The 15447-nt window shown below is 69.6% G+C and carries 20 protein-coding genes; 11 read left to right on the plus strand and 9 right to left on the minus strand.

The window, feature by feature from the left end:
• Positions 1 to 25: 25 nt before the first annotated feature.
• Complete coding sequence (locus IMZ11_RS29450; protein ID WP_228645697.1) at positions 26 to 859, plus strand: spermidine synthase; 834 nt, start codon at positions 26 to 28, stop codon at positions 857 to 859.
• 14 nt (positions 860 to 873) lie between these two features.
• Here IMZ11_RS29450 and IMZ11_RS29455 read toward each other — a convergent pair whose 3' ends face one another.
• From IMZ11_RS29455 to ngcE, 4 genes are read right to left on the minus strand one after another with little or no spacing between them, the layout of a single operon-like run.
• Positions 874 to 1149 (minus strand): 4a-hydroxytetrahydrobiopterin dehydratase, encoded by a 276-nt coding sequence (locus tag IMZ11_RS29455; protein ID WP_228645698.1) that lies wholly within the window; start codon positions 1147 to 1149, stop codon positions 874 to 876.
• 33 nt (positions 1150 to 1182) lie between these two features.
• Positions 1183 to 2046 carry a carbohydrate ABC transporter permease gene (locus tag IMZ11_RS29460; protein ID WP_228645699.1) on the minus strand — a complete coding sequence of 288 codons (864 nt, stop codon included), beginning with the start codon at positions 2044 to 2046 and terminating at the stop codon, positions 1183 to 1185.
• A 2-nt stretch (positions 2047 to 2048) separates the two neighbouring features.
• The gene (locus IMZ11_RS29465; protein WP_228645700.1) at positions 2049 to 2996 is read right to left on the minus strand and encodes a carbohydrate ABC transporter permease; all 948 of its coding nucleotides are present in this window, start codon (positions 2994 to 2996) and stop codon (positions 2049 to 2051) included.
• 4 nt (positions 2997 to 3000) lie between these two features.
• Complete coding sequence (gene ngcE, locus IMZ11_RS29470; RefSeq protein WP_228645701.1) at positions 3001 to 4449, minus strand: N-acetylglucosamine/diacetylchitobiose ABC transporter substrate-binding protein; 1449 nt, start codon at positions 4447 to 4449, stop codon at positions 3001 to 3003.
• A gap of 253 nt (positions 4450 to 4702) precedes the next feature.
• Here ngcE and IMZ11_RS29475 point away from each other — a divergent pair, with 253 nt between their 5' ends.
• Positions 4703 to 5326, plus strand: a complete 624-nt coding sequence (locus tag IMZ11_RS29475) for a class II aldolase/adducin family protein (RefSeq protein ID WP_228645702.1) — start codon at positions 4703 to 4705, stop codon at positions 5324 to 5326.
• Here the strand turns inward: IMZ11_RS29475 and IMZ11_RS29480 are convergent.
• Complete coding sequence (locus tag IMZ11_RS29480; RefSeq protein WP_228645703.1) at positions 5310 to 6902, minus strand: DUF885 domain-containing protein; 1593 nt, start codon at positions 6900 to 6902, stop codon at positions 5310 to 5312. The two genes, IMZ11_RS29475 and IMZ11_RS29480, sit on opposite strands and share 17 nt — an antisense overlap.
• A 59-nt stretch (positions 6903 to 6961) precedes the next feature.
• Between IMZ11_RS29480 and IMZ11_RS29485 the strand changes: the two genes are divergently transcribed.
• Entirely contained in the window at positions 6962 to 8188 is a 1227-nt protein-coding gene (locus tag IMZ11_RS29485; RefSeq protein WP_228645704.1) for a DUF4032 domain-containing protein, read from the plus strand.
• Here the strand turns inward: IMZ11_RS29485 and IMZ11_RS29490 are convergent, their stop codons facing one another.
• Positions 8189 to 8677: a DUF523 domain-containing protein gene (locus IMZ11_RS29490; RefSeq protein ID WP_061258737.1), complete on the minus strand. Its 489-nt coding sequence runs from the start codon at positions 8675 to 8677 to the stop codon at positions 8189 to 8191. It abuts the gene before it with no gap.
• A gap of 215 nt (positions 8678 to 8892) precedes the next feature.
• Here IMZ11_RS29490 and IMZ11_RS29495 point away from each other — a divergent pair, with 215 nt between their 5' ends.
• From IMZ11_RS29495 to IMZ11_RS29520, 6 genes are all read left to right on the plus strand, one after another.
• Positions 8893 to 9264, plus strand: a complete 372-nt coding sequence (locus IMZ11_RS29495) for a hypothetical protein (RefSeq protein ID WP_061258738.1) — start codon at positions 8893 to 8895, stop codon at positions 9262 to 9264.
• Between the two features lie 3 nt (positions 9265 to 9267).
• Positions 9268 to 10146 (plus strand): hypothetical protein, encoded by an 879-nt coding sequence (locus IMZ11_RS29500; protein ID WP_228645705.1) that lies wholly within the window; start codon positions 9268 to 9270, stop codon positions 10144 to 10146.
• A gap of 35 nt (positions 10147 to 10181) precedes the next feature.
• The gene (locus IMZ11_RS29505; RefSeq protein WP_061258833.1) at positions 10182 to 10550 is read left to right on the plus strand and encodes a roadblock/LC7 domain-containing protein; all 369 of its coding nucleotides are present in this window, start codon (positions 10182 to 10184) and stop codon (positions 10548 to 10550) included.
• A gap of 11 nt (positions 10551 to 10561) precedes the next feature.
• Entirely contained in the window at positions 10562 to 10933 is a 372-nt protein-coding gene (locus tag IMZ11_RS29510; RefSeq protein WP_061258740.1) for a hypothetical protein, read from the plus strand.
• Positions 10934 to 11001: 68 nt separating this feature from the next.
• A complete protein-coding gene (locus IMZ11_RS29515) occupies positions 11002 to 12420 on the plus strand; it encodes an MFS transporter (RefSeq protein ID WP_228645745.1) in 1419 nt (472 codons plus the stop codon).
• Entirely contained in the window at positions 12417 to 12836 is a 420-nt protein-coding gene (locus tag IMZ11_RS29520) for a MarR family winged helix-turn-helix transcriptional regulator (protein ID WP_228645706.1), read from the plus strand. Before IMZ11_RS29515 ends, IMZ11_RS29520 begins: the two co-directional genes overlap by 4 nt.
• A 10-nt stretch (positions 12837 to 12846) precedes the next feature.
• Here IMZ11_RS29520 and gvpJ read toward each other — a convergent pair whose 3' ends face one another.
• Genes gvpJ through IMZ11_RS29535 form a run of 3 tightly spaced genes read right to left on the minus strand, consistent with a single transcriptional unit; the run spans position 12847 to position 14162 of the window.
• Positions 12847 to 13197, minus strand: a complete 351-nt coding sequence (gene gvpJ, locus IMZ11_RS29525) for a gas vesicle protein GvpJ (protein ID WP_228645707.1) — start codon at positions 13195 to 13197, stop codon at positions 12847 to 12849.
• On the minus strand, positions 13184 to 13897 hold the full coding sequence (locus IMZ11_RS29530) for a GvpL/GvpF family gas vesicle protein (RefSeq protein ID WP_228645708.1): 714 nt from the start codon (positions 13895 to 13897) through the stop codon (positions 13184 to 13186). The genes gvpJ and IMZ11_RS29530 overlap by 14 nt, the downstream gene beginning before the upstream one ends.
• Positions 13890 to 14162, minus strand: a complete 273-nt coding sequence (locus tag IMZ11_RS29535) for a hypothetical protein (protein ID WP_228645709.1) — start codon at positions 14160 to 14162, stop codon at positions 13890 to 13892. The genes IMZ11_RS29530 and IMZ11_RS29535 overlap by 8 nt, the downstream gene beginning before the upstream one ends.
• Before the next feature lie 402 nt (positions 14163 to 14564).
• On the opposite strand from IMZ11_RS29535, the gene IMZ11_RS29540 reads away from it, so the two are divergent.
• Together IMZ11_RS29540 and IMZ11_RS29545 are read left to right on the plus strand one after the other, a co-directional pair.
• A complete protein-coding gene (locus IMZ11_RS29540; protein ID WP_374462949.1) occupies positions 14565 to 15050 on the plus strand; it encodes an Asp23/Gls24 family envelope stress response protein in 486 nt (161 codons plus the stop codon).
• On the plus strand, positions 15047 to 15442 hold the full coding sequence (locus IMZ11_RS29545) for a hypothetical protein (RefSeq protein ID WP_308066868.1): 396 nt from the start codon (positions 15047 to 15049) through the stop codon (positions 15440 to 15442). Before IMZ11_RS29540 ends, IMZ11_RS29545 begins: the two co-directional genes overlap by 4 nt.
• Positions 15443 to 15447 lie beyond the last annotated feature (5 nt).

The following is a 15447-nucleotide window of genomic DNA, read 5'->3' on the forward strand; positions in this document are numbered from 1 at the left end:
ATATACCACGCATAGGGGGCAAAGGGTGCAAGAACCGGTCCAGGGCCGCTATCCGGTGACATTCGGCGAGGTGGAGCTGCTGCGCGACCTCGACCGGCCGGACGGGTGGATGCTTGTGATGAGCGGCGTCGCCCAGTCGTACGTGGACCTGGCCGATCCGACCTACCTCGACTTCGACTACGTCCGGCTGATGGCGGAGGTGATCGGCTGCCTCCCCGAGGGGCCGCTCGACACCGTGCACGTCGGCGGCGGGGCGTGCACGCTGCCGCGCTACCTGGCCGCGACCCGGCCGGGGTCGCGGCACATCGTGGTCGAACCGGACGCCGGGCTGGTCCAGCTCGTCCGCGACCAGCTCCGGCTGAAGTCGGTGCCCCGGTTGAAGGTACGCGTCCTCGACGGCCGCGCGGCGGCCGCCGGGCTGAACGACGCGTCAGCGGACCTGTTCGTGCTCGACGCGTTCTCCGGCGCCGTCATGCCCGCCGAACTGGCCACCGCGGAGTACATGGCCGAGGTGGCGCGCATTCTCCGGCCGGACGGCACGCTGCTGATCAACGTGGCGGACGGCAAGGGCCTGCCGTTCGCCAGAAGGTTGCTCGCCACCGTGCTGGGCGCGTTCCGCCACGTCGTGCTGCTCGCCGAGCCGGGCATCATGCGCGGCCGGCGCTTCGGGAACCTGATCGTGGCGGCGTCGGCGGCCGAGCTGCCCGTCGGCCCGCTCACGCGCCGGGCCGCGGGCGGCCTCACCCAGGCCAGATGCCTGTACGGGCAGGAGCTGACGAACTTCGTCGCCGGCGCCGCCCCGATCCGCGACGGCGAGCCGGTCGTCTCGCCGGTGCCGCCGCCGGGCCTCTTCGACTGACGGCAGGCCGGAGATCAGCTCGCCCCGCGCGCGGTCACGATCTCGTCGATGCGGGCGGCCAGCGTGTGGTCGAGGTCGGTCAGGCCGCCCGCGTCGTGTGTGGTGAGCGCGAGGTGCAGGGTGCGCCACCTGATGTCGATGTCGGGGTGGTGGTTCATCGCCTCCGCCTGCTCCGCGATGTCGTCGACGATCGCGATGGCCGTACGGAAGTCGGGGGCGGTCACGGTCCTGCGGATCGTCTCACCGTCACGGTGCCAGTGGGGTGACTGCCGCTCAGTTGGCTCGCTCATGCCTCCAGGACATCACGAGACCCTGGGGACGCGCTATTTGAGCGCGCCCGCGGTCAGCCCCGACTGGATCTGCCGCTGGAAGACGATGTAGATGATCAGCATCGGGATGATCGCCATGCTCAGCGCCGCGAACAGCCCCGCCCAGTCGGCCTCGTAGCCGGCGCTGGTGGAGATGTTGGCGACGCCCTGGGTGATCAGCCACTTGTCCTGGGCGTCTCCCGGCAGCAGCACGATCGGCAGCAGGTACTGGTTCCACTGGCCGAGCACGTTGAAGATCGTGATGCTGATCAGGCCGGGTTTGGCCATCGGCATCATGACCTGGAAGAACGTACGCGTGTGCGAGGCTCCGTCCATCATCGCGGCCTCGGCCACCGAGGTCGGCAGCGTCTTGAAGAACGCCGTCAGGAAGAACACCGAGAACGGCAGCGAGTACGCGACGTAGACGATGATCACACCGGTGTGTGTGCCGAGCAGTCCGAGGTTCTTCACGGTGAGGAACAGCGGGACCAGCGCGAGGAAGACGGGGAACGACAGGCCCGAGACGAACAGCAGGTAGATCACCTTGCTGCCGAAGAACCGGTACCGGGCCAGCACGTACGCCGCCATCGAGCTGAGCAGCATCGTGAAGAAGGTGGCCACCGCCACCACGAGGATGGTGTTGATCATGTACTGGCCGATGTGGGCCTTGGCCCAGGCCCGGCCCCACGCGTCCCAGTGGAAGGTCGCCGGCAGCCCCAGGGGGCGATCGCCGAAGATCTCCGTGTTGGTCTTGAAGGAGCCGAGGAACGTCCAGACGATCGGATAGATCACCAGGATCGCCCACACGACCAGGGCCAGGTGCGACAGGGCGCCGAAGACGCCGACCTGGCCGCCACGGCGCTGCGGGGGACGTGCCATGTCTAGAACTCGATCCTCTCGCGCCGGGTGACCCGCAGGGTGAGAGCGGCGAACGTCAGGGTCAGGAAGAACAGGGCGACGCCCATCGCGGAGGCGTAGCCGTACTTGGAGAAGGTGAACGCCTGGCGCCAGATCTCCAGCGGCAACACCGTGGTCGCGTTGTCGGGGCCGCCCCGGTCCACGGAGAGGACCTGGACCAGGGCGAACCCGTCGAACGCGGCGATGCCGAGATAGACCCAGCCGACCTGGAGCGTGTCCCAGAGCAACGGCAGGGTGATCTTGAAGAAGAGGGTGGACCGCCCCGCGCCGTCCAGCGCCGCCGCCTCGAACACGTCCTGCGGAATGGACGACATCCCGGCGGAGAAGAGCACCACGTAGAACCCGACGGCCTGCCAGACCATCACGCCGATGATCGTCCACAACGCGAGGTCGGGGTTGATCAGCCAGCCCACGGGATCGACCCCCACGGCCCCGAGCGCGCTGTTGAGCACGCCGCTCTTGTCCGGGCTGAGGATCGCCTGGAACAGCACGCCGACGATGGCGACGGCGAGGACCTGCGGGAAGAAGAACACGATCTTGTAGAAGGCCGCCCCGGGAACGCCGGTGCGCCGCCCGTTCCGCTGTCCGCCCCCGACGTTGAGCAGGAACGAGAAGAACAGCGCGATGGCGATGGTGGCCAGCGGCATGACGAGCAGCAGCAGCCCGTGATGGCGCACCGCCGGCCAGAAGGCACCGTCGTCGAACAGCTTCGTGAAGTTCTCGAAGCCGATGTAGTCGAAGTTCGGCGAGATGCCCTTCCAGTTGGTCAACGCGATCTGGAACGCCTGGATGTACGGCCCGACCACGAAGACGGCATAGAGGACCAGCGGCGCCGCGAGGAAGGACAGGATGAACCCGTACCTTCTCAGCGCCATCGGGGACGGGGCGTGCGCCAGCTTGCCATGCCGCATGGGATCACGCGGTCCGCTTCTGCTTGGTGATCGAGCTGTCGGCCTTGGTCTTGTCCGCAGCCTTCTGCATGTTGGCGCAGAACTGGTCGGCGGTGATGCGGCCGAACATGAGCGCGTTGGTCTGCTTGCGCAGCTCGGTCTCCAGCTCCTTGTACCACTGCTCGAAGTTGGACCAGGTCACCACGTTGGCGCCGGCGGCGTTCTGCGCGGCGACCACGCTCTCGACGCCGGGTGAGAGGGTGAGGCCCTCGGTGGCGCCGACCACGACGGTGAGGCTCTTGGTCTTCTCGGTGAAGGACTTGGCGGCTTCCTTGGAGAGCATGACCCGCATGTACTCCAGGCCGCCGTTGACGTTCTTGCCCTTGGCGGCGAGGACGAACGGCTCGCTGGCCACGGCCCGGATCGCCCCGTACGGCATCGCGTCCGACGCGCCGACAGACGGGGTCGCCGCCATGGCGTACTCGAACGTGGCCGGGGTGTCCTTGGCCTGCTCGGACTCCAGCCAGGAGCCGGAGGGGTAGAGCGCGACCTTGCCCTGGTTCTGCTGGGTCTGGACCTGGGTGTGGATCAGGCCCTCGTAGGACTTGTCCATGTACTTGCCGATCTCGGCCCAGGCCGCGGCCGCCTGCTTGACCGCGTCGTTGGTCCAGGCGCCGTCGACGAGGTTGTCGATGTCGATCAGGACCTGGTTGCCGGCGATCTTCGCGGCGGTGATCAGGATCATCCAGTACTGGTAGTACGAGGCGTTCTTGCCCGCGTACGCGTACGGGGTCATGCCCTTCGCCTTGATCTGGTCGGCGAGGGTCTTGAACTCGTCGAACGTCTTCGGCGGCGTCCAGCCCTCCTTCTCGAAGAGCTTGGCGTCGTACCACAGCCCGTAGGCGGTGAAGACGTAGTTGAGGATGTACGGCTTGGCGGGGTCGCCGGCCAGGCCGGACTCGATGGTGCCGGGGACGATGGTGTCCTTGACCTTCTTGCTCGGGTCGTCGATCGACGGCGCCTCGAACAGCGGGGTGAGGTCGAGGAGCTGGCCCGCGGCGACGAGTGAGCCGGTGTCGAGGTTGTCGGTGCCGGAGTTGTTCACCACGTCGGGCACGTCGCCGCTGGCGAAGCGCGGGGTGAGTGTCTGGGCGATCGTCTGGATGCCCTGGTGGGTGATCTTCGCCTTCGGGAACTCCTTGACGTACAGCGGCTCGTGCGACTGGGTCGCGTACTCGTCGCTGTAACCGCCCTTGAAGATCACCACTTCGAGGGGAGCGTCGGCCTTGACGCCGAACGGGTTGGTCTCCGACTTCGCCGCGCCGGCGGCGGCGGAGGGGGTCGGCTCCGAGGAGCCGCCTCCGGACGTGGCGCAGGCGCTGAGCAGGCCGGCCGCGGGGCCGGCGACGAGTGCGGCGAGGCCGATGCGGTGCATCATCTGGCGGCGGGTGATCTCGCGAGGCGTGTTGGTCATCCAACTCTCCCGGGGGGGACAATTAGGAAAGTTTCCTAAACGATTGCTGGAACGTACGGCGAGCCGCCAAGCGCGTCAAGGGTCCCTGGTCGGTCTAGACCAATCTGTGATCCGACTGCGACGTCCTGTGCCCGACCATCGGAGGGTATATCGATGTTTAAGCAGCTAAAAGGCCCTATCAAAAGTCGGATGATGGGATCTAGCTGGTATAGACCGGAGTGCGATATCGCGGCTGATCACCTAAATTGGCGGCATGTGGGATCTTCGCCGGGAATTGTGTGAGTACGGCCGTAGAGCCGCCGATCTGGGGTTGGTCATCGGGACCTCCGGCAACCTCAGCGTCCGGAAGGGAGACCTGGTCGCGGTCACCCCCTCCGGCGTGGCCCTCGACCGGCTCAGACCGGAGGACTGCCCGATCGTGGACATCGAGGGCCGCCTCGTCGAGGGCGACTCGCGCCCCTCGTCGGAGACCCCGATGCACCTGGCGGTGTACGCCTCGACCGGCGCGCAAGCCGTCGTGCACACCCACTCGGTCTTCGCGACCGTGGTGGCGACGACCATGACCGAGCTGCCCCCGATCCACTACAACGCCCTGTTGCTCGGCGGCGCGGTCCGCGTCGCGCCCTACGCGACGTACGGCACGCCGGAGCTGGCGGAGAACGTGCGCGCGGCGCTTACCGGCAAGCAGGGCGCGCTGCTGGCCAACCACGGCGGGGTCACCATCGGCCCGACTCTGGAGAAGGCGTTCGAGGCGACCCGGTTGCTGGAGTGGCTGTGCGAGGTCTACGTGCGGGCGCTCGGCGTGGGAACGCCCGCCGTCCTCAGCGAGGAGCAGCTCGCGGCCGTGGTCGAGCGGGCGCTCAACCCGCCGGGATGACGGCCCGCCGGGCCAGACCGAGAGGAAGGCCGCCGCTCCCGGCGATCTGATCGTGGAACTTGCGGAGGTCTCCGGAGAAGTCCTCGCGGATGCGCTGGATCTCCAGCGCTCCGGTGAGGTAGGACGGCGCCTGGGTGGGCCACGCGCAGTAGCGGCTGACCTCGCCCTTGGCCGTCCCCGGGGACAGCGACGCCTTGGTGGCCATGAACGTCTCCGCCTCCTCGATCGTCATGTCGCCGCAGTGCAGGGCGGTGTCCACGACCATCCGGGCGGCCCGGAAGATCCGGCAGTCCAGGTGGGCCAGCTCGGTCGCCGGGGTGTCGAAGTATCCCTGCTCGTGCAGCACGCCCTCGACGTACAGCGCCCAGCCCTCGAGGAAGTACGGCGTGCGGAAGATCGTGCGTACCTTCCGGGGGTTGGCCGCCAGCCATGCCAGGTGCCAGTGGTGCCCGGGGTAGGTCTCGTGGACGGCGATCGACGGCATCTGGGCCCGCGAGTTGGTGCGCAGACGCTGCCGTACCTGCTCGGGGGTGTAGCCGTCCGGCGTGAACGGCACGAAGAAGACGCCGGTCCTGGACACGCTGAGCGGCGGCGGCGCGAGATAGTTGGCCACCGCCAGGATGGGCCGCTGGAACTCCGGCGACGGCAGGACGTGGCACTCCTCGCCCTCGGGGAAGGTCACGAGGCCGCGGTCACGGACGAAGTCGCGGGCGCGCAACGTCTCCGCCTCGTACTCCGCGCGCATGGCCTCCAGGGTCTCGGGATGGTCGTCCATGAGGGACTCCATCGCGGCCCGCCAGTCCTCACCCCAGGCGCCGTCGCCGAGGCGCCCGGCCACCTCGCGCATCCGGGCGTCGATCTCGTCCCAGGCCCGGAGCCCCTTCTCGTGCAGCTCGGCGGCGCCGTACCCGAGCATCTCCCGCTCGCGGAGCAGCGTGGAGTAGAGCTCCTCCCCCATGCGCCAGGTCCCGCCCGCCCTGAAGCCGTCGAGGAAGGTGACGAACGCGTCGAACGCGGCGGCGGCCGGCTCGGCCGCCGCCGCCAGCCGCGCGCGCAGGACGGGGTCGGCCACCTCGCCGGGGACGGTCTCGGTGAGGAAGCGCCGTGCCGTACGGGCCTGGTCCAGGCCGCGGGTGACGAGCAGGCCGGCGGCGAGGTCGGGGTCGAGGTTCTCCCGGCAGGCGGCGAGCACGGCGGGCACCTCGGCGAGCCGGGCGACGGCCGCCTCGACCAGCTCGGCCTCCGGCTTCAGCCGCTGCTGGAAGGGCGTGAACAGGGAACCGAAGATCGCCCCCAGGTACGGCGCGGGGTCGCGCCGCCACTCCGGCCAGCGGGCGCTCGCCACGGTCCCGCGCAGCTGCGAGGTGACGAGATCGCGGTCGATCTCGTCCTCCACGGTCGCGGCCGGCTCGGCGGACAGCCGCTCCAGCCAGCGCTCCGCGGCGCGCTCCCTGGCCGTGAACCCGGCCTCGCTGAAGTCTCCGAGGGTGCGGTCGTATCCGTCCGCTCCGAGCAGGGCGGCCCGGACCGGGTGTTGGGCGAAGTACCAGCCGACGAACTCATCCAGCAGCGTCATGGTCCTCGACTCTATCCGCGACACTGAATCATGAAACCCCCTAAACGAGGAGCGAACCGGTGCCCCTGCAGATGATCGGCGCCCCCGGCGATCCCGACCTGATCCGGCTGCCGTGGGACGTCCCGCTGGAGCAGTGGCCCGACCACCACCTGGTGACCCTGCCGCGCGGCATCTCCCGGCACGTCGTCCGCTTCGCCCGGCTGGGGGGACGGGTCTACGCCATCAAGGAGATCAGCGAGCGGTACGCCAAGCGGGAGTACAAGCTGCTGTGGGACCTGGCGCGGCTGGACACCCCGGCGGTCGAGCCGGTCGCGGTCGTCACCGGGCGCACCGGCGCGGACGGCGACGAGCTGGACTCCGCGCTGATCACCCGGCACCTGCAGTTCTCGCTCCCCTACCGGGCCGTGCTGTCCGGGTCGGTGCGGCCCGACACGCTGACGCGGTTGCTCGACGCCCTCGCCGTGCTGCTCGTACGGCTGCACCTCACCGGCTTCTACTGGGGCGACTGCTCGTTGTCGAACACGCTGTTCCGCCGGGACGCCGGGGCGTTCGCCGCGTACCTCGTGGACGCCGAGACCGGCGAGCTGCATCCGATGATCAGTGAGGGGCAGCGGACCCACGACATCGACGTCGCGCACGTCAACATCTACGGCGAGCTGCTCGACCTGGAGGCGGGCGACCTGCTGCACCCGTCGATCGACCCGCTGGTCTTCGCCGAGCAGATCGTCGAGCGGTACGAGCGGCTGTGGAGCGAGCTCAACTCCGACGAGATCATCGACGAGGTCGACTGGCACATCGTCGACCAGCGGATCAGGCGGCTGAACTCGCTCGGCTTCGACGTCGCCGAGATGATGGTCCGCAGGAAGGCGGGCACGGGGCGGCTGATCGTCCGGCCCAAGGTGGTGGACGCGGGGCACCACCAGCGCCGCCTGCTCAGGCTGACCGGCCTGGACGTCGAGGAGAACCAGGCCAGGCGGCTCCTGAACGACCTCGACTCGTTCCGGGTGTCGAACGGCCTGCGCCACGAGGACGAGGCGATCGTCGCGCACCGCTGGCTGGCCGAGGTGTTCCAGCCGGTGGTGACCGGGATCCCGGCCGAGCTTCGGCGCAAGCTGGAACCCGCCCAGCTCTTCCACGAGGTCCTCGACCACCGCTGGTTCATGTCCGAGGCGGCCGGCGGCGACGTGGGCCTGGAGGCCGCCCTCCAGTCCTACGTCGAGAACGTCCTGGTCTTCAAGCCGGACGAGAACGCGGTGATCGTCACCTCCGACCCGCTGTCCCCCTGATCACCTGTCCCGTAGATGGCGGGCGGCCCCGGCGATGTCGTCCTCGTCGAAGACCCGGACGCCGTTCTGTTCGAGGAGGGCGGTGGTCACCCCCTGGCCGGGCGTCGTACGGCCGGTGAACGTGCCGTCGTAGACGCGCAGCGAGCCGCATGACGGGCTGCCCTCCTTGAGGATCGCCACCCGGGCGCCGGACGCTCTGGCGGCGTCGAGCGCCCGCCGCGCGCCGGCGAGGAACGCCTCGGTCACGTCGTCGCCGTCCGGCGTCACGATGCGCGCGGTCCCGGCGAGAACGGCCGCGCCGCCGGCGCCGCCCTCGATCTCCGCCGGGGGCCGGGGTACGGGGAGCCCACCCGCGACTTCCGGACAGAACGGCACAAGCCGCCCCTCGGAGTTCCAGGTGGCGAGGAGCTCGTCCTCACTCGTCTTGGCGCCGCCGTCGTAGCGCACCCGTCGGCCGAGCAGGCACGCGCTGACCAGGACTCGTTCCATAAGTCCTATTCTTCCCTACCCGTAACCCAAAACGTCCGAACAATCTTCACAATCGCCAGTAAATACAAGTCTTCTATGCAGTGGGATAATTCTCCTCCCAGAACGGCCAATCCTTATATCTCACCTCTTATCCCGCTAGACCGTGCGGACTCCGCACGTACCGCCTTCTCTAGTGTTGGCCGCGCCGTATCGACGACCCGGCGAGGGAGTTGCGCGTGATCGGGATAGAGGACTGCCTTTCGGAGGCCATGACGATTCCCGGCGCGCTCGACGCGATTCTCGTGGATCACACCAGCGGCATGGCGGTGGCCGCCGAGGGTGTCCCCTACCCGGAGGGATCGGCCGCCGGACTGAGCGAGGCGTTCCGCGCCACGCTCGACGGGCTCGCCCTCTCGACCCCCGATGGAACGATACGCATCGAGGACGTGATCGTCACCACGGACCGGGCCTACCACCTGATCAAGCCCATGGAGACGATGTTCGACGGGCCGCTGCTCATCTGCCTCCGGCTGGATCCCGAACGCGCGAACCTGGCCCTCGCCCTGCGCAGGCTCCAGGCCATCTCCCACCGGCTGATCGCCTCGTGAGCCATGGCGACCTCGACCCTCGACTCCGTACTCGCCGAACTCGCACAGGACAAGGCCACCGGATCGCTCCGGGTGGGCCGCAACGGGACGATCTTCCTCACCCGCGGCCGGGTGTCGTACGCCGAGTGCACCGGCACGCCGAACGTGGAGGAGCTGCTGACCGCGTCCGGCCGGATCAGCGCCAGCGCCGTCAGGAAGGCGCGGCAGGTGGTCAGCGCGGACCCCGACCCCGTGAACGGGGGCGACCTGCTGGTCGGCAAGGGCGTACTCACCCGGGGAGAGCTGGAGTTCTGCGTGCTGGGGGCCACCCTTGACGCCTCGTTCTTCCTGCTCGACACGGCACTCGACGCGACGGGAGCCCGGCCGGGACCCCGCTCCCGGTTCAGGGACGGGGAGCGGCACTGGCTCGGCACGCACTGGTTCTTCGACGTGCCCGGCCTCTTCCGGGAGTGCCGGCGGAGGAAGGCCCGATTGGACCGAGCATGGCCGTCGACCGAACTCGACACGCAGCCGGTGATCCCCGTACGGCGCATTCCCGGCAGGCACGTGGTGCTGACCGCAGTGCAGTGGGAGGTGCTGCTCGGCGCGGACACCACCGCCACGCCCGCGGAGCTGGCCCGCCGCCTCGGACGTCCCGCCTACTCGACACTGCTCGCCGTACGGGAGCTGGGGGCGGCCGGGCTCCTCGCGACGCGGGTGGAGCCGGCCGCGCCGTCCCCGCCGACGCTGCCCCGACGCGGCGATCGCTCCGGCCCGCGGGCCGAGCTGCGGCCCGGATCAGGGCAGGACGCCACGGAGCCGTATCTGCCGCAGGTCAGCGCCGACCCGACCGACGTGAACCTGCTCATCAGGCTGCGTGACGCACTGGAGGCGCTGCAGTGATCACGTGGCTCAAGCGGGCCGGAAGGGGCATTGCGATGGATCTGCGCGGCGAAATACACGAGGAGATGCTCCTCCTCAGGGAACGCGCACCCGAGATCACCGGCACGCTCACCTGCACGGTGGACGGGATGCTCGTCGCGACCGACCTCGGCGGCCATACCGAGCAGGTCGCGGCGCTCTCGTCCGCGCTGCTCTCGATGGCCCGCCGGATGACCGACCTCGTCCAGGCCGGCGCACTCGAGGAGACCCTGATCTCCGGCACCCGTGGGTACACCGCGTGCTATGCCGCGGGCCCCAAGCTCGTCCTCGCCGTTCTCGCCGGGCCGGGGGCCAACCTCGGCCTGCTCCGGATCGAGGGTCGCAAGACGGCGGCCAAGCTCGCCGCCATCGTCGAACGCGAATAGGAGAAACGCACATGGCGAACATCGACATCTCTCTCAAGGAGATGATGGCGGTCGACGGCGCGCTCGGCGCGGTCGTCGTGGACTACAGCAGCGGCATGGCGCTCGGCACGCACGGAGGCTCCAAAGACCTCGATCTCCAGGTCGCGGCCGCGGGCAACACCGAGGTGGTCAAGGCCAAACTCCGCACGATGGAGTCGCTCCAGCTCAAGGACGCCATCGAGGACATCCTCATCACGCTCGGATCGCAGTACCACATCATCCGCCCGGTCACCGGGCGCAGCGGCAAGGGCCTGTTCCTCTATCTGGCCCTCGATCGAGGCAGGTCCAATCTCGCGATGGCCCGGCACCAGCTCAAGGCCATCGAGGAGCGCCTGGAGATCTGACCCTGGCAGGGAGGCCGCCGGCGCGGGCGGCCTCCCTGTCAGCATGTACCGTTGTAGTAGTGCAACTAATGAATCGCCGACGGCGGATCCTGGTGCTGCTCATCTGCTGCACCAGCCTGCTGATCGTGTCCCTCGACAACACGATCGTGAACGTGGCGCTGCCCGCGCTCGGGCGGGACCTGCACGCCCCGGTCTCCGGGCTCCAGTGGACGATCGACGCCTACACGCTCACGCTCGCGAGCCTGCTCATGCTGTCGGGGTCCACCGGCGACCGCGTCGGACGGCGGCGCGTCTTCCAGATCGGGCTGCTCGTCTTCACGTGCGCGTCACTGCTGTGCAGCATCGCGCCGACGCTGGAGTGGCTGGTCGCGTTCCGCGCGCTCCAGGCGGTCGGCGGTTCGATGCTCAACCCGGTGGCGCTGTCCATCATCACCAACACCTTCACCGACCCGCGCGAGCGCGCCCAGGCGATCGGCGTGTGGGGCGGCGTCGTCGGGATCAGCATGGCCCTCGGCCCCGTCGTCGGCGGCCTGCTCACCGACAGCGTCGGCTGGCGGGCCATCTTCTGGATCAACGTGCCGATCGGCCTGGTCGCGGTGCTGCTCACCTGGCTGTTCGTCCCCGAGTCCAGGTCGGAGCGGCCGCGCAGGATCGACCCGGTGGGGCAGATCCTCGTCATCGCCCTGCTGGCCTCCCTGACGTACGGGATCATCGAGGGGCCCGGCCTCGGCTGGTCGTCGGGCCTGATCATCGCGTGCTTCGCCGTCGCCGTGCTCTCCCTCGTCGCGCTGATCGTGTACGAGCCGCGCCGTGAGGATCCGCTCATCGACGTGCGCTTCTTCCACAGCGCCCCGTTCTCGGGGGCCGCGGCCATCGCTGTGGCGAGCTTCGCCGGGCTCGGCACGTTCCTCTTCGTCAACACGCTCTACCTTCAGGACATCCGCGGGCTGTCGGCCCTGCACGCGGGACTGTGCATGCTGCCCACCGCCCTGGCGACGCTGATCTTCGGGCCACTGTCCGGACGGCTGGTCGGCGTCCGCGGGCCCCGGATGTCGCTGCTCGCGGGCGGCGTCTGCGTCACGGTGGCGGGCGTGCTGCTCGCGCAGGTCACCGTGGTCACTCCCATCCCGGAGCTGCTGGTGATCTATCTGATCTTCGGGCTCGGGTTCGCGGTGGTGAACCCGCCGATCACCAACACCGCCGTCTCCGGGATGCCGCTCTCCCAGGCCGGCGTCGCCGCCGCCGTCGCGTCGACCAGCCGCCAGGTCGGCCAGTCCTTCGGCGTGGCCATCGCCGGCTCGGTGATCGCCTCCGCCGTACACGTCCCCGGGTTCACCCGCGCCAGTCACGTGGCATGGTGGATCGTCGCCGCGTACGGGCTGATCGTCCTGGTCCTCGCCCTGGTCACCACCAGCGGCTGGGCCAAGGCCACCGCCGAGCGTACGGCGGCCCGGCTGACGCCGCACGAGCCGGTGAGGTCGCGATGAGCGAGGACGTGGCGGCGCGCGTGTGGCGCGGGATGCGCGGCCTGGTGCTCGAACGCCACGAACGGCGCAAGGAGGTCTGCGACGCCCTCGGCATGAGCTTCATCCGGGTCAAGGCCCTGCGCCTGCTCGCCCCGGGACCGCTGACCCTGCGCCGCCTGGCCGAGCGGCTCACCACCGACGCCCCGTACACCACGATCGTGGTGGCGGACCTCGAACGTCGCGGGCTGGTCGAGCGGGCGCCCCATCCCGAGGACCGTCGAGCCAAGATCGTCTCGATCACACCGGAGGGGGTCACGGCCGCGGAACTGGCCGAGCGCATCCTCGGCGAGCCGCCCTCGGCCCTCCTCGCGCTCGATCCGGCGGACCTCGACGCCCTCGACCGCGTCATCGCGCGGCTCCTCGCGGCCGGTTCCTGACGATCCCCTCTCAGTCCGTGGGAAGGAGGGTCCCCAGCGGCCCGAGGTCGAGGTTCAGGTCCGCGGGCTCCAGCCCGAACCGCTCGCACAGGTCGGTCATCGCCTCTTCGAGACGCATCAGTGTCAGGCCCAGCGTCTCGATCTGCTCGTCGGACAGGTCGCCCTGGTCCATCCGCCGGATGCACTGGCGCTCCACCTGTTGGCGGACGAGTTCGACGTCGGCGATCGACAGGACCAGATCTCCTGTGATGACGACACCTCCCGCGAGCAGCCGGTCCAGCAGGTCGACGAGCGCCACGCGCTCGGCGGGAATCCGGCCCTCGGCCGCCATCACGGCGCCTCTCGGCTCAGGGGGCGCCATGGCGCGCCTCCTGGTCGTCGGTCAGCTCCGTGAAGGAGTACGGCGGCCAGGGGCCGCTGAGCTCCACGTCCGTCCCCTGCTCGCGAAATCGGGAGACCAGCGCCGCGAAGTCCGGGCCGCGGTTCTCGTCGACGAGGTACGCGCCGTTCAGGACCATCCACTCGTCGCGTCCGGACAGCTGCGGGTCCTGAGCCCGGTGCCTGTGGCCCATGACGGCGACATCCAGCAGAGCGGTGTGGACGCGCTCCCCGCGGGCGCCCGCCTCGCCCCCTGTGCCGCCCGAGGCCGCCGGCGGCGCGGCGGGATCGACGTACACCTTCACGCCCCATTCGTTCCGGCCGGCCACCCGGGAGAGCGCCTCGGCGAAGTCCGCGCCCCGCCGACGCAGCAGATCACGCACCCGCTCGTCCCCGCTGTACACGGTCGCGAGCCGGACGGGGGCGGTCGGTCCGGTCGCGGCCACCGCCGCCACGACGCCGTGGTGCGCGCGAGCGGTCTCCCCCAGCCAGTCCAGCTCCTCCATCGAGCGGCGCAGCGGCTCCTCCCCGAACTGGTCCAAGGGGACGGTACTCACGTAGGCGAGCAGACCGCCTTCCGCGATCACCCGGACCGGCGCGCCGCCCACGCCCGTCAGCCCGCCGGGAGGGCGCCGCCCCCCGTCCCCTGCGACCGCGTAGAGGTAGGTGCCGACGTCAGCCACGGTCGTCTCCGCGTCCGCGCTGTTCGGGCGGGCGGTGCCGTTCGGATCGGCGCTCCTCGACGACCTCGCCCTGGATCTCGTCCTGGATCTCGTCCTGAATCTCGTCCGGGCCGCCGAGCGCCAGCCGCTCCTCCACCGCCGCGAGGCGCGCGCGCAGCCGGCGGTTCTCGTTCTCCAGCTCATTTGCCGCGGCACCGCCCCGTACGTGTCGCGGAGCACGGTACGGGCGTGTGTCGGATCGGTCATCTCGGAACGCCCTCACCATCGTCGATCATGCCGCGCCGGTAGCGCCGCGCCCTCCGTGTCGTCGACGTGCACGATCCAGCCCTCTCCCATGGGCTCCACAGGCGCCTCAGGAGCTGGCCTATGGCTTCTTGAGGGAGACGTGACCACCGAGCGCCCCTCCCCTAAGGGGGGATACGGAAACCCGGATAGCGAAGCATCGGACAAACTTGACGTCCGCCAAACTGGGCCGACCCACGGTTCGGCCTCCGGGGCCGAACAGCCGACACGTCGGGCACCGTGACCTGCGTTGACGGAATCGATGCGCATCCATGGCCCAACCTCGCCCCGGCCCCAATAGTTCTGCGCCTCAAAGGGGGTAACTGACGACATAGGTACCAAAAAGCAACAAGGCCGCTAGAAAAGGTCAAGGCGGGGGATTCACATGACCGAGACCAATGCGCCAACGGTTAAGGGCGTACCGGGACAGAGGGAGGGTACTCCCGGCCAGGCGACCATGGGCGGTGGCACCAGCCTGGTGACCGACCGGGGCCGTACCACCATCTCCGAGGACGTCGTCGCGAAGATCTCGGGCGTGGCCGCCAGAGAGATCTCCGGGGTCCATGACTTCGGCACCGGCCCGGCCCGCGCGATGGGGGCGCTCAAGGGCAGGCTCGGCGCCGAGGACGGCGTCACCCGCGGCATCTCCGTGGAGGTCGGCGAGCGCCAGGCCGCGGTGGACATCGACCTGGTCGTGGACTACGGCGTGGCCATCCCGGACCTCGCCTCGGCCGTACGCGACAACGTGATCTCCGCGGTCGGGCAGATGTGCGGGCTGGAGGTGACCGAGGTCAACGTCACGGTCGACGACGTCTACCTGCCGTCACAGGAGGGGGGCGCCGGCTCGGGGGAAGGACCACGGGTCCGATGAGCGCGGGCGAGGGCCTGCCGGCCCCCGGTAACGCTCTGGTGGACCCGACGGCTCCCGACCCTGCTCCCGACCCTGCTCCCGATCCGGCTCCCGGCCCGCCTCTGACGGGCGCGGACGTCAAGCGGATCGCCGAGCGAGCGGCCTCCTGCCCGGACGTCGTGGCACTCTCCGGTGGCCCGTACGGAACGGTCGCCGCCTACCTTCCCGGCGAGACGGTCCCGGGGATCTCCGTACGGGAGACAGAGATCGAGATCCACGCGACCGTCCGGTACGGAAGGCCGATACCCGAGATCGCGGCCGAGATCCGCGACGCCGTCGCCCCTCTGACGGGCGGCAGACATGTGAACGTGACGGTCGACGACGTCACCGGCACGGAAGAACCAGGAAGGTGAGATCA

Source organism: Microtetraspora sp. AC03309 (assembly GCF_020826795.1).
GTDB lineage: Bacteria > Actinomycetota > Actinomycetes > Streptosporangiales > Streptosporangiaceae > Microtetraspora > Microtetraspora glauca.